Below are 22,978 nucleotides of genomic sequence, written 5' to 3'. Positions count from 1 at the left end.
TGCAAACCGGCTGTTGCCTCTCCCACCAAAAGTTATAACCGCAACGTGGATCGTGTACCCAATGATAATGGCAAGACTTATTAGTGGAGTAATAGATTAAATGCGCTATTTTAGGCAGTCCAAGAAAATAATATTGATTGTGATAAGTTTGATAGCCGTACTTTTTTGTACAGCTTATCCAACATTTGCACAATCAATCAGTGATAATTTTCTTGAGCCTATTATCGATCAATATTCAGATCATACATCAGCTTGGGGAGGGCCGCTTCAACGCTTTGCCATGAGCATCTTTTGGCTGCTGGTGCTGATCGATGTGGTCTGGACTGGCATGGAGCTGATTATTCATAAAAGCGATTTAGGGGAGTGGGCCATTACGGTGGCTAAACAACTCCTGACCATTGGCTTTTTCTATGCCCTGCTCACCCATTCCTCAGAATGGGCCAATGCCATGATTCAAAGCTTTCGCTTGGCGGGGGACGCGGCCAGTTCAGCTGCCAGCGGCAGAACTGGTCTGCAACCCTCTGATATTTTTGACTCGGGTGTCAATATTGCGGTGACGTGCATCAAATCCTTCAAAATTGAAAAGCCGGTTGACAGTCTGGCAATGGCCTTTGGGGCTATCATCATGCTGATCAGCTTTGCCTTGATTGCTGCCTTGCAAGTAGTGGCTTTGGTGGAAAGTTATATTTTCACTTATGCGGGTATTTTGTTCCTGGGCTTCGGTGGCAGCCGTTTTACACGCGATTTCGCACAACGCTACTTGGTCGGCATTGTGGCCGTCGGGGCCAAACTGTTTGTCATTCAATTGATTATTGGGCTGGCTGTGGTGCTGGTTAAACAATGGGATGCCGATATTGATGCCAATCAAGCCATTTTGGATATTGGCTTGGTGCTCCGCATTGCAGGCGGTTCCATCGTATTCCTGGCGTTGGCTAAAATGATTCCCTCCATGGTGCAAGGAATGATCAATGGCGCATCTTACAGTTCGGCCACCACGATGGTCAACACCACGATGGCAGGGGCCAATGTCGGGGCATCAGCAGTCAATGGCGTGGGCGCTCTTGCCACTGCCGGACTGGGTGGATTGTCCAGCCTGGTGGGACAGCAAGGCTGGGCTGAAGGACTTTATAACGCATCTGGCGGCATGGCCAACCGGGCAAGCAGTCATGCAGGAGATGCGTTCAGCCATTCTTTTGACGCCAATGCGGGAAGCTTGGGTCAATACATGCCAGGCTCATTTACTCCGGGCAAGTTGGATGCAATGACCCCTGCATTTCGAGGCGATGAGCCAGGGGAGGATGTGCCGAGTGGTAAACAGGAAGAACGCAACACGATTGGGGTTTAGAAAGCATTTATTAGAAACGATTTAAAAGAAAAATAAATAAAGGAAGAAGAAAATGAGTCATTGGATGGGCCACGCCCCGCCTACTTTGTCACGCCCACTGAGTTCAAAAGATGAGCGACGTCACACCGATTCGGAAGCTGTCATGGCCATGCACCACTTGGCCCAAAAGCGATGGAATGAAGAGTTTGGTGGCTTTATTCATGAGAAAAAAGTGTGGCAACGGGTCGCGCTGATCAGCTTGACGGTCAATATCCTTGCCATTGTTGGTACTGCCTATATTGGCGCTCAAAACAAAATGGTGCCCTATGTGGTGGAAGTGGACAAGCTGGGAGCGGCTATCGCTGTGCAACGGGCCGATGTACCAATGATGCCAAACACCTCGGCTATAAAAGCCCATTTGGCCCGGTGGATTCAAAACACCCGGAGCATTTACCTGGATGTGGCCGCTGAAAAGCAGGCTCTCAAAGAAGCCTACGCTTCCATCAATAACCATGGCCCAGCTATGGCCATCTTGAACGATTATTTTCAAGCACATGAACCGTTTAAACAAGCGGAAAATGAATCGGTCAGTGTGCAAGTGGAATCCGTTCAGCCCATCAGTGAAAAAACCTGGCGGATTGAATGGCAAGAGGATCATCGGGCCAGAGACGGTCGCGTGATTAGCAGCCTAGAGCAACAAGCCACGGTCTCTATTGTAATTAGCCCGCCATCGGATGAAGCCACTATTTTAATGAACCCGCTGGGAATTTACATTGATTCCTTCAGTTGGTCACAACGCTTATAGGGAGAGAAATTCATGAATATCCATACATCAGTGATTGCATTGAGCTTGGCCTTACTGAGTACCAGCTTGAGCATGGCTTTGGCGCAAGACCTTTCCGCCATTGAGAATATCCAAACAAATTATATGCCGGGCAGTTATGCCCCGATTCCTATAAGTAAAACGTACTTCAATTATCAACCCAAGTCGAAAATTCAGTCGGTTGAGATTGCGCCAGCAGAAAACAAAGCTCAACCCGCCAATGACACGCAATCAGCCATGATCATACCGCAACGAACGGAGACACCAATTCTCAGTCCAGATGGAAGCCTAGTTTTTCCCTTTGGTGCCAATTTGCCCAATGTCATTTGTGCACCGCTGCATGTGTGTGAAGTGAGCCTGCAACCGGGGGAAACCATTCAGCAAATTGATGTGGGCGATACATTACGCTGGCAAGTGAAGCTGGCCCGAAGTGTTCGCGATGGGGTGGAAACTTCGCACTTGATCATCAAGCCGACTGAAGTGGGGATAGTGAGTAATTTGGTGGCCATTACGGATAGGCGTATCTATACCATTCAGTTGGTGAGTCGAAAGGAGCGAACTTGGATGCCTAAAGTGGCGTTTGCCTACTCCGATGATATGCAAGCCAATTGGAACGCCTATTTTGCTCAATCTCAGAGCAATGCAACTGTCAATGTAGCCAGCACAATGCAAACCAACGCAGCACTTGATTTCAAATACCGGTTAAAAGGCGATAAACCAATTTGGCGGCCTATGCGCGTTTATACCGATCAAGTCAAAACCTACATTGAACTCCCCCCGTCGGCAAAAAACGAGGAGATTCCAGCCTTGGTGTTGTTGGGGCCAGGCTCTACCGAACAGCTGGTCAATTACCGGCTGGACGGGGATCGGTTCATCGTGGATAAAGTCATTCACCGGGCCTCATTAATCAGTGGCGTGGGTCGCAATCAGGAACGGGTAGACATTGTGAAAGAAGGAAGTTAAATGATCATACGACTTGGAATAACCCTGCTTTTATTGTCCAGTATTCTCGCTAGTATTTCGGGTACAGCGAGCGCAGCAAGTGCCTACCATGGGAAGACCCATTCCGCTTATCGATCAAATAAACGGAAAGTGCTTCCCCGAAAAGCATCTCCTAAAGTGCAACAGCACTTCTCTTTTATTCCGCCTAAACAACCGTCTGCCGTCATTCAAAAACTTCAAGCGCCCTTACAAGGAAGGGTCGTGCAACAGCAAGCAAGTTCCCCATTCATCCCAAGTGAAACCCCTGCTTCTCGACACATTGAGCCTTTACCGGTTCAATTGCAACCTGAACTTTCGCCCATCAATGTGCATGGGGCTGGGATTAAAGTGAAAACAAAGCATTCTGTAGCAGAGCAAATCACTTCTCAGCATTCTTGGATTGAGCACGTATCGACCTCGGACACGGCTTTCCTGAGTGAACTGATTTCACATTGGATTCAAACTCAAATTTCCAACCCTAACGCCACCCTCGTATTGGCCGATCCGCCTCACAGTCAGGCAAAAAGCACCTTGATTCCTAGCTTGGCCTATGCCCTTGAAAAACGAGGGTATACCATTGCCAGAAAAGATACCAATGGGTCTGAGGCTTATAGGGTGCGGTACCGTATTCGGGCTTTTAAGCAAGGACTCTTGGTTCAAATCAAAATCAACGGACAGGAAGCAACGCAACTATATACCCGCTCTCAAACTGGAGCGCTGGTTGCGGCCTCACCCATGACCCAATTTAAAGCGGGAGGACACCCCTAATGGACCAAGAAATTCAGAATCCCAATCTAACTGAGCTGGGGGAGGCCACGAACGAAGACTCTGTCTCAACGGAGCCCACCAAGGAAACGCCAGCCGAGAAGGCGGCGAGAAACATTCCCAATGAAACGTATCGGCTTTCAGCATCTAAACCGATTCAACCAGTGGAAACGGGATCTCAATCCCAAAATCTAAACAGTGGAAATACTGCTTATCAAGCCAAACTCAAAGGGCAGGAACCCAATGGACTTTTAACTGGCGCAACCCAAAGCCATCATTTCAGCGATCAGCTTAGTAAATGGCCAGTGGTAGTCGGAGGGTCGCTAGTTGCCGTAGCGCTTTGCACTATTTTATATAGCTGGATCATGCCAAAGCCTGCACTGAGTGCACAAAATGGAGAAACTGCTCAACAAAAGCCTGGCCCTGGCCAACCCACAGAGTTGCTGGACAAAGCGCCAACTACGGTGTTGGTGGATCAATCCGCTGAACCCTCACTGAAGGAGGATCCATTGATCCCAAAGGCTTCCCCGATGAATAGCAACTCAGCATCCATGAATGGGAACACTTATTCATCCGCTGAGCCCATAGATTACCAAGCTCAGGCTCAATTGCAGCGACAACTTCAGCAAGAGCAGGAAGCCGCTCAAAGAGAAGCGGTTCGGCAGGCCCGGTTACAAAGTGCCCAAGAATCGAATTCAACGGTTTATACTGCGGTCTCATCCAATGACTTTCGTGCATCCCAAGCCCAAAGAAATGGAGCGGGATTTAACACAATTGATGACGCCGATATTTTAAAAGCCAGTAATGAACAAGCTTCAGGCCCGGTTTTAAAAGGGCACTTGAACACATTAGAAGGCTCAAATTATCTGCCCCATACCCGTGTCCCAGTCATTTCGCCATATGAAATCAAAGCGGGTACGGTGATTCCCTCGGTCATGATTAGCGGCATTAACAGTGAGTTGCCAGGGCAATTGGTCGCCCAAGTGGTACAAAATGTCTATGATTCGGCCAAAGGACACTACTTGTTAATTCCTCAAGGGGCCAAATTAGTCGGAACTTATGATCATCAAATTTCAAGTGGTCAGAAGCGGGTTTTGATTGCCTGGAACCGGGTGATTTACCCGGATGCTTCCTCGTTGGATTTGGGGGCAATGGCAGGATTGGATCAAAGTGGCTATGCCGGATTTAAAGACAAAACCAATAACCATGTCTGGCCCACATTCAGAAACGCGTTGCTGCTATCCGCCATTACCGCAGGCGTACAACTGTCTCAACCGCAAGCAAGACAAGGGGATTCCGTCTATTCCAGTCAGCAAATGATTGCTGGCTCATTGGGCATGCAACTCAATCAATTGGGCTTGTCCAGTTATCAGGGCCGAGCCAATATGGCCCCCACGCTGACCATTCGTCCCGGATATCGCTTCAATGTCATGGTGTCCAAAGATATAGTGCTACCCCCTTGGTCGGCCAGTAGGAGCCCCATTTCGGCAAGCGGGATCCAAACGGCACAGCGCTGGTAAAGCGTTTGCCATTGGGTACTAAAGGCAAAGAAAACTCAGTAATATTTTTGGCCGATTTCCATTTTTAACCATCCAATTTATTGAACAGAGAAGGAGACATAAACCATGAATCTCAATCAACCCAATAAACCATTGATTAGTCGAGATATGGCCGATTTTACAGTGCCCGGCGTGGTCATCGAAGTGGATCCCATGGAAGCCGAAGCTTGGGGAGCCTTTGAAGAAATCGCCATTACCGAACAAGATGCCATTGACTCCGAAATCGATATGGAGGTTGCCCAATGAGCGATTACGCCAAAACGGTTTCTGAATCCATCATCCGACAACTCGAACAAGGAACGGCCCCTTGGCTGAAACCCTGGCAATCGGGAGAGCGTTTTTTGCCTTTTAATCCCACCACCGGTAATGCGTACAAGGGCATCAACGCGGTTTGGTTGCTTTCCACCACGGAAAACAAAGGCTACAGTGATACCCGCTGGTTGACCTATAAGCAAGCGGGCAGTCTGGATGCTCAGGTTAATAAAGGCGAAAAAGGGACCATGATTCAGTTCTGGAAATGGCACGATGAAATCCCCAAGCGGGATGAAGAAGGCCGTCCCGTTCTGGATGAAAACGGGAATCCCCTTAAAATTCGGGTACGCCTACAATGCCCCACGGTGCGTTCGGCCATTGTTTTTAACGCCCAACAAATCAGCGGCTTACCGGCAATGGAACTCAAAGCGGGCCTCACGGAATGGGAGCGCCATACAGAGGCTGAAGCGATATTGAAAGATTCTCAAGCTCTGATTGATCACGCGCCAGGGAATCGAGCGTTTTATCGTCCCTCCAGCGATAAGATTACTCTGCCACTCAGAGAGCAATTTCCCAGTGCTGATAATTATTATGCCACTGCACTGCATGAACTGGGGCACTGGACCGGACATGAGTCTCGACTTAACCGGGATTTACAACACCCATTTGGTTCTGAAGCTTATGCCAAAGAAGAATTACGGGCTGAAATCGCCTCGCTCATGCTGGGGGAAAAACTGAGTATTGGTCACGATCCAGGGCAACATGCCGCCTACATTGGTTCCTGGATCAAAGTATTGCAGGAAGATCCCCGAGAAATCTTCAGGGCGTCCGCCGATGCGGAAAAAATCACCCAGTATCTCTTGGGTCGGGAAATGCTTAAGGTGCAAACCCAAGCGACTCAGGAAGAGCCAAAAATTTTAATACCGGTTGTCAAGATTCAGGAGGAGAGCGCATTGAGAGTCACGCCTGAACGGGTCTATTTGGAAGTTCCTTATGCCGAAAAAGAAGCCGTCAAAAAATTAGGAGCCAAATGGGATCGACAAGAGAAATCCTGGTATGCGCCCGAAGGAGTTGCTTTAGAACCATTGAAGCAATGGGTACAGAGTCCGCAAGTGATTTCCAAAGTCATTGCAACAGATCCACAAGCTGAATTTGCCCTAGCGCTTCAAGACGCGGGTTTGCAGTTGAAAGGCTTGCCCATCATGGACGGGAAGCTGCATCGGGTGCCTGTAGAAGGTGATAAGCAAGGCCAAAAGAACGGCGGTTATGTTGGATTTATGGACGGGCATCCCGCAGGTTATATCAACAACTACAAAACAGGACTGGAAACCACCTGGAAGTCCGAGCAGCCGGTGAATCGTTTAAGCGAAAGCGATCGCATTCGATTGGAACAAGAAACGATGCAGCGTCAGTTGAAACGGGCGCAAGAGCGAGAAGAAATCCAAGTACAAACGGCCAATTTAGTGGCTGAATGCTGGTTGAATTCATCTCCCGTGCAGAATCATCCTTACTTAGAGCGAAAAGGGGTTCAAGCCCATGGGGTTAGGATTAATACCCATGGCTCCGTGGAAATTGGACAAACTCAACCCGATGAACCCGCCCAGCACTGGAGTGGGCACGGGGAGCTGTTAATCCCCATTGTCGATATTGAGGGCCGTTTCTGGGGGGCCCAATCCATTGACGCTCAAGGTCGTAAGAGTTTTCCGCGTGGTGGTCGGATTCAGGGTGGACACCATGTCTTGGGCGATATTCAAGAGGGTCAGCCTATCTTGATTTCGGAAGGCTACGCCACTGCTGCCACAGTGCATGAGGCTTTGGGATTGCCGGTTGTGGTGGCGTTTAATTCTGGGAATTTGCCGACTGTTGCGCAAGCGTTCCGAGAGAAGTATCCAGCCAACACCTTGGTAATCACCGGAGATAACGATCATACCAAGCCTATTGAGAAGAACGTGGGCCTCCTGAAAGCCCAAGAGGCTGCACAAAAGGTGGGTGGGCATCTGCTGAACCCTGAATTTGAAAAAGGTTCGACAGGCACAGACTGGAATGATTTTGCTCAGGAAAAAGGAAAAGAGGCTGTGCGGCAGCAGTTGCAAGTGGGGTTAGCGCTCATCAAGGCGCAATCCAAAACTTTCACTCAACACCAAGCCTTATCTCAGCAGGAGGCTCAACCGCATCTCCTGACTAAGAAAACACAGGTGCTGACACGATAAGCCCGAGACTGTCTATCCCGTATTTTGATTGAAAACAGGAGATTCTAATGTCGAGACCTAAGTTAAAACTAATTCGAGGCGATCTTTCCAACCCGGATGTCGATCAGGCTTTGGATGCTTTTTACGCGTATGTCCTCCCCTTGATGCCAGAGGAGGAAAAGCTATTTCAGAAAGCCCATCAACTGCTTATTGCCAACCTCATTGCAGATTATGCCATCCGGAATCCCTATTTAGGGAACTTCAAGGATGAAGTCGAAGAGGCCTTGCTTCCTTTAATTAAAAAGGCAATGGCTCTGGTTTCGAACAGTATCATTCCCGAATAGAAGGAGTTTTACCATGCCACGTCCACCCAAAGACCCTCATAGCAGACTTGATAAACTGATCAAGCAAGAGAATCAACTGAAAAATAAAATTCAATTGGCCAAAAACCGATTACAAACTGAAATGAGTAAAGAGCGCAGTGCCCGCCTCTTTGCTTGGGGTATGGTTATTGAAGAGCAATTGGAGTCTGGCGTATTAGCCCCTGAAACTTGGAGAGCTGCCTGCTTCAGCATTTTGAAAGATTACCGACTGCAAAAAGCCCTGACAGGACCATTGGCAGTTATTGAGTCAGCATCTTTGGATTCTTCCGCCATAACAGGTTCCTTCCCGGAACAGCCATTAGGCAGTAACGTAAAAAAAGAAGTCAAAAAGTACAAACCTTCCAGTAAGCCTGGTGCTAAAACTACCAAGCAGCCAAAAGGAAAAAAAGCTAGTACAGCTAAGCTTTCAATACACAGTCCAAGTAATACTTAAAGTATATTCCAATCAACTTTCTATACAACCACACCCATTAAAGATAAAATAGTCCTACATTCGGATGAGGCCGAGATGAATTCGGTTAATTAAATATAACCCTGAAGGGAAAGGATGAGAAAAGTCTCGGCCTCACTATCCAAATGGTTTTCAGAACGCTCTCAATAGCTCCAAATCGTTGCAATGCGACTACTTAAACAAACGGAGCTTACTAGATACTTTGGGAGATTTATCAGCGATGGATCAGAACAATTTGTACGCAAACGTGTTAGAGGCTGAAAAACGAATACGCCCTTACATCCGAACCACGTTTTTAGACAATTCTGTTTATTTGAGTCAACAAACGGGAGCAAACGTATTTTTAAAGCACGAAGAACAACAGCATACAGGCTCATTTAAAGTGAGAGGAGCCTTTAATCGAATTTTGTCGCTTACTCGAGAAGAGAGGCAGAAAGGAGTTACCTGCGGTTCTACTGGGAATCATGGACTTGCGGTTGCTTACGCCTCAAAGTTAATTGGGCTTCAAGCTACAGTTTATCTGCCTGAAACAACTTCCTCTCTTAAGGTAGATAAAATTAAGGCTTTAGGAGCAAACGTTCAGCCTGTTCCAGGTGATTGTCTTGAAGCAGAAATTCAGGCAGGCAAAAATGCTCAGGAAAGCGGAAAAGTGTTTATATCGCCCTATAACGACTCTTTGGTGATGGCAGGGCAGGGGACTTTAGGGCTTGAGTTGGAAAAGCAGCTGCCCAATCTGGATGCTCTGTTTATCTCTGTCGGTGGTGGTGGCCTCATTGGTGGGATTGCCTCTTACCTTAAAATGCAGAAACCTTCGGTAGAGATTATCGGTGTTTGGCCAGAAAATGCCCCAGCGATGAGTAAATGTATTGAAGCTGGCAGGATCATTGACGTTCCTGAGCTTCCAACGCTTTCTGAATCAACGGCAGGAGGCGTTGAGCTAGGCTCAGTTACCTTTGAACCTTGTAAGCACTTTATTGATAAGCACATTCTGGTTTCTGAAGAGGATATAAAAGCAGCGATGAAACTTGTGGTGGAGAAGGAAAGTATTCTGATAGAAGGCGCTGCTGGGGTAGCAGTTGCTGGCTTCTTGAAGCAGGCGGATTCATATAAAGGGCGAAACGTGGCAATCCTTCTCTGCGGAAAAAACATTCCTTACGCTGTGTTTCGGGAGATCATTCAATGAAAGTCATTTCCAAAAACGAAATTCTTGCCGTGCTGAAGAAGTCCGATTACGATGAGCTGATTGAAAATCAGGAAGCTGGATTTGTTGCTTACAGCGAAGGAAAAACCTGTATTCCAGAAGTGGGACATTTATATTTTGATCAGCCTCCTGGAGATTGCCACATCAAGTATGGCTATATTAAAGGCGAAACAACCTTCTCAATTAAAGTTTCTACGGGCTTTTATGAAAACTACCTGACAGGCTTGCCTAACGGGAATGGTCTAACGCTTGTGTTCAGTCAGAATACAGGAGCGTTAGAGGCCATATTGTTGGATGAAGGTCATCTGACCGATTTAAGAACAGCTATTGCAGGGGCCATCTCTGCAAAGTATTTGGCTCCCAAGAAACTAACCTGTATTGGCGTTGTAGGGACTGGAGCTCAGGCGAGATTACAGCTCGAATGGCTTTCTTATGTCACTGGCTGTCAAAAGGCAATGATTTCGGGACGAAACCCAGAGAGAGTTTCTCGTTTTTGCCAAGAAGTAGCCATTCCATTAGAGGCCGTCTCAGCTCAAAGTACTTCTGAACTAGCACAAAGCTGCGAGTTGATCGTTTGCTGCACAGCCTCCAAGAATCCAGTGCTGTTTGCAAAAGATATTCGACCTGGAACACATATTATAGCAGTTGGAGCAGATGGAAATGGCAAACAGGAGTTGGAGCCAGAAATTATTAATAGGGCTGATATTTGCACTGTAGATAGTCTGAGTCAGTGTCTGCTTTACGGGGATAGTTCTTATTCCAACCGAAACAAAGCCGACTTTATAGAATTGGGTGAAATTATCAAATCACCTTCATTAGGAAGAACTTCGGATAGCCAAATTACTCTGTCCGATTTAACGGGAGTTGCTGTTCAGGATATTCAAGTTGCTCAATATGTCATAGGCAAAATAAGTGCCCACTCTTTACTTTAAACTTTTCCGTAAAATTGAAAATTTCCCTTTTACTTAAAGGTTTTCGTTTCATGTTTGATCGACTTTAGGGATTCACGTAGGTGACGAGCCCCAGTAGCTTCCCTTCACGTCCACCAAGCTTGCTAAAAACGGCGATGGTTTTAGCTAGCGGCTTGGCCGATTTAGTATTATGAGTGGTTCCACTGGATCAGTTTTCACCTGTCTCAATATTTTGAAAGATTACCGACTAAAAAAAGCCCTAACAGGACCATTGGCAGTTATTCAGTCAGAATCTTTGGATCCCATAGCCACAAAAGAAATTCACGCTAAACAATCCGTGGAGAGCAAAGTAAAAACAAAAGCCTAAGAGGCCAAACCTTCCAGAAAGCCCTCCCTTAAAACGACCAATCAGCCAAAAGCAAAAATATCCAGCACGGCTCAACGTTCAAAATCCAACTCAGAAAAGGCTTAATGGATGGCAAAAGGCCTTGGCATTACCTACCACTTTAGAGTTTAGTCCAATCATAGACCCAGTCGGTAAAGACTGCCTGATAAGCAGATTTAGCCAAGTGTCTATGCTTTAACTCCCGTCGGAACTGATCCCATTTGGCAGGTTCTTTGAGATGGTTGAGGTAGATCTCTCGAATCCGCACTGTGAGTTTGGCTTGTTTGGTATAGGCAGGCCGTCCGGTATTAAAGCGGTCATTTTGCACAATGCCCTGATAGAGACTCCGTATTTCCTTGGGAAAGTCTGCCTCCAACGATTGTGCATACTCCAATAATTTGCCCTCTGGAAAGACTGTCCCACCTGAGTGATCCAGCAATAGTGCTAACGCTATCTCTTTCTCTTGGCGATGTAGATAAATGGGAAGACGGGTATAAACCGATTGCGATTCTAGTCTTTTTAAAATGCCGGGCTCATATTCGAGCCACTCCGAGGGGCTGCAATAGGCTTCAAAGGTAATATAGGATTGCAGTGAAAACCGTTCCTGCATATTTTCATATAGTAGCTGCAAGTAGCGCTGCCGATCGGCTTCATGATTTAGTGCATACTCCGCCAGAAAAATCCGGAGTTCTTGTTTTGAGCCATAGCGAATGGCTAGTCCCTGTTCCGCAATTTCAACGGCCTTTTTCAGGTTGTCTTTGTCCCTGTAAAACAGGGCTAAATCGTAATAATCTTCGGCAGCGTTCATATTTGGCAGGCGGGATGCCAAGTAAGCTTCATCGTCGCCGACTTCCCGGTATATCTCACGCGCAAATTGCTTTAAATAGCCATTATAGGGAGATTGTTCAAAACAGGTTGCCAGTGTCATGCGTTCATCGTCAGAATGAGCCGCCGCCATCATGACCTGGGTAATCTCTTTGATGAGGGCCAAGCAATCCAAAAACTGAAACATCTCACCAATGAGGCGCATTCGGATTTTGAGTGAAATTACTTCTTGCTGAGCTTTCTGAGAGAGTGTCTCCAGTTTTTTAACGAGCTTCGCTTCCTGGGATTGGCTCTCAAAGCCTGATTTTATCAGCTTGTTTAAGTCCTTTTTGACATCTTTCCAATAATGCAAAAGGGCTTGATCAGCTGCATCTCCCCGTTCTTCTGGCGTTAGAATCACCCTTGGATATAAATATTCAAAAGCTTGGGCCTGAAGATCGGTTCGCTTGTGGCATAAGGTCATCACCAACTCACACAGAACTTGGGGAGATGCCTGAGATAGCAGAGTTTCCAAGCCTGGCTTGGTTTGCTTTCGAGGTTTGGGCTTGAGAGGCTTCATCGCTTGATTACAGATGCTCCATTGTCTTATCCGATATGGTAGCGCAACTACTTGGCGGCAGGCTAGGCATTATCGGGGCCAAGCATCCATTCAGCAAGCCCGTTTTTGCCCATAAGAATTGTCTCTCAGGGTGTCCTTGACCAGTTCGGTGAAGAACCTGCACGATGTATTGCGGTAATTCAATCCCGACCAATGGAGTGAAAAGTTCCGGCCAAACAACCAAAAACGGCTGTGCTTAAACCATTGGGTGCAACCTGGATGAATTATAGGCCCATCCACTATGCGTTTTAGCCGCCAACATACCACGTGAGAGATGTATAAGGGCACAGTTTAAAACGGTTTGTCATCAGTTGTATAGAAAGCTCTACTTGTCACAAAGTCGATTAGCGGCTAATATTTAAGTGTATTTCAGGATTAGCCGATATGACTTTAGAGATTGAGCGTACCTTAACCGACATCATTCAAGAAACCAGTGAGGATTTTAAAGTACTTCTACTGACCGGTCCAAGACAGGTAGGGAAAACAACGCTGCTAAAAGAAGTCCAAAAAGCTTCGCGCTCCTATGTGTCTCTGGATGATCTGGGAGCACGGGTTTCTGCGCAGAATGACCCGGCAGGCTTTCTTGATCGACTGACGTTGCCGGTCCTGATTGATGAAGTCCAGTATGCGCCAGACTTGTTTTCGTATATCAAAATGGTAGTCGATAATACCAAACAGCCTGGATTATTCTGGCTGACTGGTTCCCAGCAGTTTGAAATGATGAAGAATGTTACCGAATCCCTCGCAGGGCGGGTTGCCATTCTGAACCTACAAGGGATTTCTTTGGCAGAGGAACAAGGCCGTCCAAACGATCCCCCTTTTCTGCCAACGCCTGAGCTGTTGAAATCCAGAAAGAATGCCAAGCCTTTATCCTTGACGGAAGCCTATCACATTATTTGGCGTGGCTCTTACCCCGATGTGGTGATCAATAATGGCAAACACTGGGAGCGCTTTTACAGCTCATACATATCTACCTATATCCAGCGGGATGTGCGGGAATATCTTGATATCAGGGACACGGCCAGTTTTCACAAATTTATGCAGATTGCAGCGGCACGAAGTGGACAACTCATTAACTATGCGGATATGGCGAGGGATACCGGCATCAGTGAGCCAACAGTCAAAACGTGGCTGAACGTATTGCAGGCCTCAGGGATTTTGACATTACTTCAGCCGTATTTTAATAACCACACAAAACGACTGGTCAAAACGCCCAAGCTATATTTCATGGATACGGGGCTAGCCTCATATCTGACAGGCTGGCTCAGTGCTGATGTACTGGAGCGTGGTGCTATGTCCGGTGCAATGCTGGAAACCTGGGTTGTTTCGGAAATCATCAAATCCTACCTACATCATGGCCGAACGCCTCGTATCTATTTTTACCGGGATAAGGATAAGCGCGAAGTGGATGTACTGATCGAGGAAAACGGAACGCTGTATCCCATAGAAATCAAGAAAACGTCGTCTATCCAGAATATAAAATTCAAAGGGTTTGACATACTCGATAAGCTCGGTATGCCAGTCGGTCACGGCGGTGTGCTCTGTTTCACAAAAGCCTTGCTACCCCTCTCACCAGGAGTGGATGCAATTCCGGTTGGATATTTGTGAGGATGCACAATAATGAGCATTTCTGTAGTCAAAGTCTGGATTTTGGAGTTCTCATTGAGGAGAGATTCTCAAAGCCTTGTATAGCTCCGAATATCACCCCAAGCACTTCTTTCATAGGTATAAAACATACTTTATATTTCTCGTTCCGCTTGGCTATTTATAAAATATGTTTTATATTTTTAAAACCGTGGAATATGATATAAAATATAGTTTATAAAAGACTAAAATGACCTTTGCGATATAAAGTGTATTTTATAATGGCGATCAGACAGTACGGAAAAGTTCACCTATATGACCGGTATGCGGGCATCTTGGCTGAAGAACCGGGTAATCGCTTTGCCTTTACTTATGATGAGAGCTATTTGGAAGGCAAGCATCCCCCTGTATCGGCAACACTGCCCTTAAGCCAGTTCACTTATTATTGTGAGCGAGGGCTTCACCCCTATTTTGACAATTTGGTGGCTGAAGGCTGGCTGCGGGACGCCCAGACCAGAGCCTTGGGGGTGCATCAGAATAATCGCTTTGGACTGTTATTGGCTTTTGGCCGAGACTGCATTGGGGCGGTGAGCATTGTTGATCCAGAACCTCGGGAAATACGCGCCTTGGATCTGGATGATCCAGAGCAGATTGCAGCCCTGGCCGGTCGGGCTTCTTTGTCTGGTGTTCAGCCAAAAATGACCGCTAAAAAGACAGGTAAGGGTTATGAGTCCGCCACGCAAGACTCGGGCTCAACGCATATTGCCAAACTACCCTCTCGGGCACTGCCTGACATCTTGGAGTTGGAGCTTTTGACCCTCCGGGCAACGACTGCCTTATTGCCGGATGACCACATTGCCGAGGCTGAAATTTCGCCAGTTGGGGAGCAAATCCCTAAAGCGCTTCTGATTAAGCGTTTTGATCGAGACTCAAAGGGAAACAAACTCCATTTTGAAGAGTTTAATCAGCTTTTGGGAAAGTTTTCCGAAGATAAGTACGAAGGCGCTTATGAGGACATGGGCCAGTTTATCCGTAAAACTCCTCGGTGTGTGCCAGCCGAAGCCGATACGTTGTTCCGACGAGTATTGGTGGCAGTGCTCACGGGAAACACCGATGCCCATTTAAAGAATTTTGCCATGTTTCATACCCCGGAAGGCCTTCGATTAACGCCCTGCTATGATTTAGTAGCAGCTGCAATCTATAAGGAATATCAAACCTTGGCCTTAAAGATTGCGGGAGCCAGGGATCTCAGAATTGGTGATATCAAGCCCAAACATTTGATTCTGTTAGGAGAGTCTTATGGACTTCCGCATGCAGCAATCAAATTGGCCGTGGATGATTTGGGTAAACGACTCGAAAAGGCAAAAGAAATCATATTTCAAACAGAGCAGGTTCCAACCAGCTTGAAAGATAACCTGATACAGTTGATGGAGAAACGATGGAACGGCAATTTCAGCTCAATTGGACAGCACTTGTTGAAGAAGCCCTCCGGCGGCGCAAAGCTCTCGGACTTACTCAGCAACGACTAGCGGCGTTAGCCAGTATCAGCACGCCCACGGTGTCCCGTTTTGAGAACCACAAAGAGGACATTCAGCTTTCATCAATTCTGGCCATTCTCAAAGTGTTGGGCATGCTGGAAATAGTTTCTACTGAATAGAGCTGATATTTGATTTTCTAAGCTGGTTTTACTTAATTTTTAGGGGAAATCGAGGAAGTAGGCTCTATGCATTTACCTCTTTGGATGCTGACAACGTTAACTTGAGATTACCCTTTTCTAAACTCTGCCAGAATTGTCAAATGGAGTGAGGCAAAATGAAGCAGATTATGTTATAGAATCTAATATGCGCCAGACATTTCGTTTTCTAATCACAACAATGGTTGTCCTGATCCTGATTGTGGGCCAGGGATTGACGGCTTTTTCTGCCAAGAATTTGGATTGCTGTCTAAAGAAGACCGTGCAAGAGAAGCACGCTTGCTGCCATCACCATGTTTTTAAAGTAATCAAGCCGGTCAAGTCTTTTTCCTCCAAAGCACAATCTTGCTTTTGCGAGCCCCATGATAATCAAGCCTCGGTCAATGAGGCGTATCCATCTCAAACCCTTAAATTATTGGTCGTATCTACCCTGAATCCACAACCATTTCGCTGCTTACAATCCAGCGATTCGGACAAGCCAATCTGGTTGTACTGGCAGTTTTATCCTGACCAGTCCCGGTTATATCAGCAAAAAAATAGTTGGCTCCTTTAAAACGGCTTCACGTGTCAATGCCTGATTAGGCTTTGCTTGTATGTTGTTTTTAAATGGAGCTTTTTTTCATGCTATTTTCTGTTTTGAACTTGTTTTTTTTCCTAAATATCTCTCAAGGGAGGCCCAATGATGCCTTCTAGAAACAATGATTCTCGTTTTCGCTTTGGCAAGCCTTTGATAACTATTTTTGCTCTGGTTTTACTTTACCTGCTGGTGCAATGGACTGTTAAAACCTATCAGAAACCAAATCACATGGGTGTGATTGAATCCCAGGCAATGGATATGACGGTACAACCGCCGGTTGGGGCCATGCCGGTGCAAACGGTACTGGTTAACTCAGAATTGTTTTCCGGCAGCGTGACATATACTGGCAGTGCTGTCGCATATAATGACATTGCCATATATCCTCGTGTGGAAGGCCACATTGTGGCCATGCCGGTCTATCCGGGCGACAGGGTCAAAGCGGGTCAGCTCTTGGCTCAACTGGATACTCGGGAATTGACTTCCAAGGTTCGGGAATCCCAATGGGGTCAAGCAGCAGCGACCCAACAGTATTATGCTTCACTCAGCCAACAGGGACAGGCCTCAGCTCAGATGCAACGTGTCCAAAAGTCTATTCAGGCGGCCAAGGCCAATTTGCAATATCGACAAGAACAAAACAAGCGTTCTCAGGCACTGGTTAAAGAAGCGGTCATTACCCAGGAAGAAGCCCAAAAGGACGAGTCTGATTTTATAACCGCCCAATCGGAATACCAGCAAGCGCTCGCAGAATTAAAAGATGCCGAACGGGGAGTGAGCGTCAGTCAATATCAAAGCAACGCCCAACGCGCCCAAAGCGCCCAAGCCAAGGCCGCCCTGCAGACCCAGTCCATTATCCGGGGCTATAGTCGAATTGTTTCCCCAATTTCTGGTGTGGTTACCCAGCGGATGATTAGCCCTGGTACGCTGGTGAGTCCTGGCATGAGTATCTTGCAAGTGGCTCAAATCAACCCGATTCGTATTCAGGCCAACGTGGCCGAAAGTGATCTGGGTCAGGTTCGTATTGGGGCACTGATCACCATTCAGAATCAAAAATCGACAGCCAAAAAACCCATTACTGGGAAGGTTAGTGCTATTTTTCCTCGAACAGATTTGCAAACCCGGACAACGGTAGTAGAAGCGATCATTCCCAACCAGCAGGCGCAATTTTTACCGGGGGATTTCGTGAGCGTTAGCATCCATACTGGGCAGGCTTCATCCCAACTAACCGTTCCTATGGCTGCTCTGGTGGATCGTAATCAACAACAGGCGGTCTGGGTGGTTCGCAACGGCAAAGCACATCTGCAATACGTAACTACTGGGGATAGGAATGGGTCAAGCATTGCGGTTGTGGACGGCCTTAAGAAAGGGGAAGCGGTTATTGTCCAAGGTCATCGGGATTTAATTGAAGGCGCTTTGGTTGCCCAGGGTGACTATGGGCCAAACGGCCTGAAAGCTCTACCTAAAGTGAGTAGTGGCAATCGGCTTTCCCCACATAATCAGTACCAAATTAAAAAATCCGTAGGGATGTACCTGGCGACCATTGCTACGCAAAGCAAACCGCCCAAATCCGGAACCAACACGCTAATGGTTGATCTGGCTTCCGGGCCGGGTATGAGTATGCCGCTCAATAATCTGGGTCTTGAGGTAACAACCTTGATGCCCTCTATGGCCAAAATGCCAGTCCCCAAACCTATTGTGCAGAAAGTAGGCAATGGCCGCTTTAAAGTACAGGTGGATTGGATGATGGGCGGTCTCTGGCAAGTCATCCTAACCGTGAAAGACGGTTCCCAAGTGCTTGAAAAGTTCTCCGTTGAAATTGAGGTGGCTGACTGATGCAAGCCCATTCACCCTTCAATATTTCCCAGTGGTCAATTCGTCATCCCTATGTCATCCTGGCGTTTTTTGCGGCCATGCTGATTTTAAGCGTAATGGCAATCAAGGATTACCTCCCCCGCCGAATGATGCCTTATGTGGAAAGCCCTATGATTGGTATTGTTTCCATGATGCCGGGTTTATCGGCAGAGGAAATGGAAACCTATATCGCCAAACCTGTTGAAGAGCGGATGACGGCTATTCGCAATGTGCGTTTTATTCGTTCCACTTCTCAAGAAGGCTTTTCCATTGTTTCTCTGGAATTTCCTTACGGCACAAACATGCAAAAAGCCCTGGTCGATGTACAGACTTTGACCAATGTGGTGCAGGCCGATTTGCCAGTCACTGGGGCAAACCTGAAACCCTCTTGGGTGTTGCCCATAGATCCCCTGAACATACCGGTACTCACAGTTAGCCTAACTGGCGATCAGCGCTGGGACAAGGCTCGCTTGCGACAATTGGCCGATAATGAGGTCATTAACCGACTTAAGGCCGTGCCCAATGTGTACACGGTTAGTACCTACGGTGGTGCAAAGCGCCAAATGCAGGTCATTGTGGATCGCAACAAGCTGGCAGCCTATGGCTTATCCATACTAGATGTTCGTACGGCGCTGGATGAATATAACGTAGCGCGCCCAGCGGGCACCTTGACCAGCGGCAATCAGGAAACGACTGTGCGTGTTAATACTTTGGCGCACGAAGCAAGCGATTTACGGCAAATCCCGATTAAAGCCATGCCGGAAGGTCAGGTGGTAACAGTGGCGGACATCGGGCAGGTGCTGGATACGGTAGCTGAGCCCCGTAGTGCTTATCATTATGTGAGCCAAGGAAAAATTCAGGAAGCCATCTCGGTCAACATCCTGCAAAACCCGGAAGCCAGTTCTCCCCAAGTGATTCAGGATACGCAAAAGTTACTCAAGGAGATAGAAGAACAACATCCGGGTATTCATTTTGAAGTGGCCTATGACAACGCGCATTTCGTGAATGTGTTGATGGAAAACATGGTGGAAGAGCTTGGGATTGCCATCCTGCTAACCGGTATTGCCGTCTTTTTCTTTCTGGGCGATTGGCGGGCAACATTGATTTCCTTAATCACCATTCCAGTTTCACTGGCAATGGCGATATTGGGCATGCTAGCCCTGGGCTTGACCTTAAACAGCTCCACCTTAATCGGTCTGCTACTTTCCATTGGGCGGCTGGTGGACGATTCCATTATTGATATTCACGCGGTGGAAAAACATTTACGACTGGGCAAAGATCCTGTTGCTGCAACAGTCGACGGCATTACGGAAGTTCGCTTGGCGGTGGCCGCCTCCACCTTGATGCTGGTGTTGGCCCTAATGCCGTTACTGTTTACCGGTGGCATTGTCCAGCAAATGTTTGTGGGCTTGGTCTGGCCCATTATCTTGGGCCTGCTTGCCTCCTTTATTGTATCGTTAACTTTGACCGCTCTGCTGGCTGCCAAGTTCCTGAAACCCCACGAAGCGCAATCCGCCAGCCAAAGGCCTTGGTTCTACCGAAAAGTATTGGATCCCTTCCAGCGCTTTTTAGACAGGACGGAAACCCATTACGGCAGCCTGGTGCGATGGTCGTTGGCCAATCGTTTTCTGGTGGTGGCTTTTGCCGTGGCGACCATCATTGTGGGTTTTGGATTCTACAATTTCATTGGCAGTGAAATGATGCCACTGGCCGATGTGGGACAAGCCTATGGTGTGCTTGAAACCAAACCCGGCACCACGTTTTCCAGAACTGAGCAGATAGTGACCGACGTGGAAAAAATGCTGGCCCGACAGCCGGAAGTGCAAAAAGTCTCTACGGAACTAGGGGCGGAATCGGGGCCAGTCTTTTCAGGCACTGGGGCCGTTTATTTTACCGGATACTCCATGGGGCAAACCAACGGGGCGTCTATGATGATTACGTTGAGCGACAAAGGAGAACGCCATCGTTCCATCTGGCAGGTAATTGATCAGGTGCAACGGGAAGCGATGAAGAAATATCCCTCTGAAATCCGCCGGTTTCAAATCAAGGAAATGGGATCCGATGTCATGGCTTCCTCTCAAGCCCCCATTTCCATCTTGATTACCGGGCCAGATCTGGCAATGTTAGACCAACTGGGTCAGCAAGTGGCCGACATTGCCAGTAAAACGCCGGGGCTGGTTCAAGTATCGACTGACTGGACACTGGGCTTGCCCACCAAACAGTTGGATATTGATCAGAAAAAGGCTCAATCCTTTGGTCTTAGCCCGCAGATGATTTCAGATCAACTTTATTATGCATTGCGCGGCGGATTCACAACGGAATACTTCCGTTTGCCGAATCTCAGGCAAAATACCATTCTCTTGCGCTATGCGGGTGAGCAACGACGAAACAACGGGCAAGATTTAGAGCAGGCCTATCTCACCAACGCCCAAGGACAATCGGTGCCGGTCAAATCATTGGCCAGCATTGTGGAACATCCAACACCCACCGTAATTACACATGACGGGATGCGCCGAGTTATCAGCGTGCTGGGATTTTATCGGCCTGATGGTCCTCCCAGCATGGACTTGACCATGGATGTACTGCAAAAATCGGTGTCCGAGTTGAACTGGCCACCCGGCTATAGCATTGAGGTTCGCGGTGATATGACCCAGATGACGGATAGTTTCAAGCGGCTTTTAAGCGGTCTGGGCTTGGCGATTCTAATGATCCTACTGGTGCTTGTTGCCCAGTTCCGGGGACTTTTACAACCATTCCAGATGATTTTATCCCTGCCTTTGGAACTCACCGGCGTATTAATTGGCTTGGCCATTATGGGCCAAGCTTTTTCTACGGTATCGATTATGGCGGTCATCATTCTCACTGGTATGGATATTACTACAGCCATTTTGATGATTGACCTGATGAATCAGCACCGGAAGGCCGGGATGTCCGAGGCGGAATCGATTGAGAAAGGGGCAGTAGAACGGTTACGGCCCATTTTAATGACATCGATTATTACTATTGTGGTCATGTTGCCCGTTTCTATTGCGCCCAAAACGGGTATCGATGCTTATTCTCCTCTGGGCACGGTTATCGTGTGGGGCTTGATTGCAGGCACCTTACTCAGCTTGCTGGTCATTCCCGTGATGCATAGCTTGAGCGATGAAACATTAGAGCGCATCCGCAAATGGCAATCGAAGAAAGGGCAATCTAAGCGTTCAACGGAAGGACCCGCCTCATGAAAACAGTTTCATTGGTAGCTTTTGCCATGGTAATAGCCATGACATTTCCCGCTCCGCTCGCTTTGGCCCAGGTACATGATCATAGTGCTCCGTCACTTCAAACCGCACCGTTGGAGCATGTTCATCTGGTATTACCCAAAGGCTTGTTGTCTGGTTTTCCAGTGGTGGATCAGCAAGTGTCCATGCAGGAAGCCATTGATTTGGGATTGAAAAACAATGTTCAAATAGGAGTGGCCCAAGCTGAAACCACGATCCAACGCTCGATCCTGCAACGAGCGCAAGCCAAACGCTGGCCGATTTTAAGCGTGGGGGCGCTAACCTTCATTCGGGCAGGTAACAGCCAAACCCTGATGACCCCTGACATGATGATGAACACAGTTGACGCTACGGTCTTTCAGGATTTAAACGCCACGGCTAAATTACCTCTATTCACGGGTGGAGCCATTACAGCCGGAATTCGAGCCACCCGTTCCCTATTAAACGGGGCGGAAGCGGAAGCCCGATTGGCGGCAGTCGAGATGGCGTTTCAGGTTCGTGAAGCCTATTTAAAAGCACAACTTTCTATGGCCGAGCATCTGATTCATCAGGAGCATATTGTGGTGCAGCAGGCCCTACTTCAAAATGCGGAAAGTCGTTTTAAAGTGGGGCGTGGTTTGAAAGCGGATGTTTTGCGAATACAGACCGAATTGGCCGCTGCTCAACGTTTGCTGAATGAAGAGCATGCGGGGTTAAATAATCAATTACTGGATTTGAAAGCCGCCATGGGTGTAGATTTAGGATCGAATGTATCCTTATCCGCGCCATTAAAAGTGCAGGCTTGGTCAGGGGATCAATTGCCTGAACTGATTCAATTAGCAACTGCCAGGCATCCAGCGGTCTTGAAAAGCGAAGCCGCGGTTCGGGAGGCTGAGGCACAGGTACGTGTAGCCAAAGCAGCACTATTACCTCAAGTGTACGGCCAAGTCACGGGTAACCTTCGTTTCCCGACAGAAGCCCCTATGATGGCCAATGGGGTCATTGGTATGCTGAATGCCTCCATGCCCGTATTTGATAAGAATCGGCTCAGTGAAATCTCCGAAGCGAACGCCCGGCTCCAAAAAGCCAAACAGGAATTGAGAGCACAGCAGTTAGAGATTGGAAAGCAGGTGGCACAGGCTTGGAATGACCTAAACTTTGCCGAACAGAATATTAAACTATCGGAGGCGGCCATTGTTCAGTCTCAGGAAGATTTTCGACTCATCCAGAAACGGGCGGAAGTTGGGCGTTCCATTCAGGTGGAAGTGCAAGACGCCGCTTTAAAATGGCGCGAAGCAGGTTTAAACCAAGCCACTGCATACTACTCCTATGAGTGGGCCAAAGCCAAGTTGTTAAAAGCCACTGGTGAAGTGTAATCGTAGGCCATTAC

The 22,978-nt window shown here is 47.6% G+C and carries 18 protein-coding genes; 17 read left to right on the top strand and 1 reads right to left on the bottom strand.

The window, feature by feature from the left end; all coding sequences use genetic code 11:
- Window positions 1–100: 100 nt before the first annotated feature.
- The 11 genes from trbL to ACEW81_RS13185 all read left to right on the top strand — a co-directional run bounded on the left by trbL (window position 101) and on the right by ACEW81_RS13185 (window position 10,860).
- Window positions 101–1,345 (top strand): P-type conjugative transfer protein TrbL, encoded by a 1,245-nt coding sequence (gene trbL / locus ACEW81_RS13235; RefSeq protein WP_373533472.1) that lies wholly within the window; start codon window positions 101–103, stop codon window positions 1,343–1,345.
- A gap of 52 nt (window positions 1,346–1,397) precedes the next feature.
- Window positions 1,398–2,129: a VirB8/TrbF family protein gene (locus ACEW81_RS13230; protein WP_373533471.1), complete on the top strand. Its 732-nt coding sequence runs from the start codon at window positions 1,398–1,400 to the stop codon at window positions 2,127–2,129.
- Window positions 2,130–2,141: 12 nt separating this feature from the next.
- A complete protein-coding gene (gene trbG, locus ACEW81_RS13225; protein ID WP_373533470.1) occupies window positions 2,142–3,110 on the top strand; it encodes a P-type conjugative transfer protein TrbG in 969 nt (322 codons plus the stop codon).
- A 240-nt stretch (window positions 3,111–3,350) separates the two neighbouring features.
- Window positions 3,351–3,896 (top strand): hypothetical protein, encoded by a 546-nt coding sequence (locus tag ACEW81_RS13220; RefSeq protein ID WP_373533469.1) that lies wholly within the window; start codon window positions 3,351–3,353, stop codon window positions 3,894–3,896.
- The gene (locus ACEW81_RS13215) at window positions 3,896–5,413 is read left to right on the top strand and encodes a TrbI/VirB10 family protein (protein WP_373533468.1); all 1,518 of its coding nucleotides are present in this window, start codon (window positions 3,896–3,898) and stop codon (window positions 5,411–5,413) included. The genes ACEW81_RS13220 and ACEW81_RS13215 overlap by 1 nt, the downstream gene beginning before the upstream one ends.
- Before the next feature lie 105 nt (window positions 5,414–5,518).
- Window positions 5,519–5,698 (top strand): hypothetical protein, encoded by a 180-nt coding sequence (locus tag ACEW81_RS13210; RefSeq protein WP_373533467.1) that lies wholly within the window; start codon window positions 5,519–5,521, stop codon window positions 5,696–5,698.
- Entirely contained in the window at window positions 5,695–7,914 is a 2,220-nt protein-coding gene (locus ACEW81_RS13205) for a zincin-like metallopeptidase domain-containing protein (protein ID WP_373533466.1), read from the top strand. The genes ACEW81_RS13210 and ACEW81_RS13205 overlap by 4 nt, the downstream gene beginning before the upstream one ends.
- A 47-nt stretch (window positions 7,915–7,961) precedes the next feature.
- A complete protein-coding gene (locus ACEW81_RS13200; protein ID WP_373533465.1) occupies window positions 7,962–8,237 on the top strand; it encodes a hypothetical protein in 276 nt (91 codons plus the stop codon).
- Window positions 8,238–8,250: 13 nt separating this feature from the next.
- Window positions 8,251–8,709, top strand: a complete 459-nt coding sequence (locus tag ACEW81_RS13195; RefSeq protein WP_373533464.1) for a hypothetical protein — start codon at window positions 8,251–8,253, stop codon at window positions 8,707–8,709.
- A 238-nt stretch (window positions 8,710–8,947) separates the two neighbouring features.
- Window positions 8,948–9,910: a threonine/serine dehydratase gene (locus ACEW81_RS13190; RefSeq protein ID WP_373533463.1), complete on the top strand. Its 963-nt coding sequence runs from the start codon at window positions 8,948–8,950 to the stop codon at window positions 9,908–9,910.
- A complete protein-coding gene (locus ACEW81_RS13185; protein WP_373533462.1) occupies window positions 9,907–10,860 on the top strand; it encodes a Rossmann-fold NAD(P)-binding domain-containing protein in 954 nt (317 codons plus the stop codon). Before ACEW81_RS13190 ends, ACEW81_RS13185 begins: the two co-directional genes overlap by 4 nt.
- Window positions 10,861–11,345: 485 nt before the next feature.
- Here ACEW81_RS13185 and ACEW81_RS13180 read toward each other — a convergent pair whose 3' ends face one another.
- Complete coding sequence (locus ACEW81_RS13180; RefSeq protein ID WP_373533461.1) at window positions 11,346–12,512, bottom strand: hypothetical protein; 1,167 nt, start codon at window positions 12,510–12,512, stop codon at window positions 11,346–11,348.
- A gap of 519 nt (window positions 12,513–13,031) precedes the next feature.
- Here ACEW81_RS13180 and ACEW81_RS13175 point away from each other — a divergent pair.
- The 6 genes from ACEW81_RS13175 (at window position 13,032) to ACEW81_RS13150 (ending at window position 22,964) form a co-directional block, all read left to right on the top strand.
- Window positions 13,032–14,255 carry an ATP-binding protein gene (locus tag ACEW81_RS13175; protein WP_373533460.1) on the top strand — a complete coding sequence of 408 codons (1,224 nt, stop codon included), beginning with the start codon at window positions 13,032–13,034 and terminating at the stop codon, window positions 14,253–14,255.
- 257 nt (window positions 14,256–14,512) lie between these two features.
- Window positions 14,513–15,760: a type II toxin-antitoxin system HipA family toxin gene (locus ACEW81_RS13170; RefSeq protein ID WP_373533459.1), complete on the top strand. Its 1,248-nt coding sequence runs from the start codon at window positions 14,513–14,515 to the stop codon at window positions 15,758–15,760.
- A complete protein-coding gene (locus tag ACEW81_RS13165) occupies window positions 15,670–15,888 on the top strand; it encodes a helix-turn-helix domain-containing protein (RefSeq protein WP_373533458.1) in 219 nt (72 codons plus the stop codon). The genes ACEW81_RS13170 and ACEW81_RS13165 overlap by 91 nt, the downstream gene beginning before the upstream one ends.
- Before the next feature lie 715 nt (window positions 15,889–16,603).
- The gene (locus ACEW81_RS13160; RefSeq protein WP_373533457.1) at window positions 16,604–18,331 is read left to right on the top strand and encodes an efflux RND transporter periplasmic adaptor subunit; all 1,728 of its coding nucleotides are present in this window, start codon (window positions 16,604–16,606) and stop codon (window positions 18,329–18,331) included.
- Window positions 18,331–21,573 (top strand): efflux RND transporter permease subunit, encoded by a 3,243-nt coding sequence (locus tag ACEW81_RS13155; protein WP_373533456.1) that lies wholly within the window; start codon window positions 18,331–18,333, stop codon window positions 21,571–21,573. Before ACEW81_RS13160 ends, ACEW81_RS13155 begins: the two co-directional genes overlap by 1 nt.
- Window positions 21,570–22,964, top strand: coding sequence for a TolC family protein (locus ACEW81_RS13150; RefSeq protein ID WP_373533455.1), 1,395 nt, complete (start codon window positions 21,570–21,572; stop codon window positions 22,962–22,964). The genes ACEW81_RS13155 and ACEW81_RS13150 overlap by 4 nt, the downstream gene beginning before the upstream one ends.
- Window positions 22,965–22,978: the final 14 nt, after the last annotated feature.

This window comes from Vampirovibrio sp., from assembly GCF_041737375.1.
GTDB lineage: Bacteria > Cyanobacteriota > Vampirovibrionia > Vampirovibrionales > Vampirovibrionaceae > Vampirovibrio.
The sequence above is the reverse complement of the archived record's forward strand: the minus strand, read 5'-3'. Positions and strand labels throughout refer to the sequence as shown.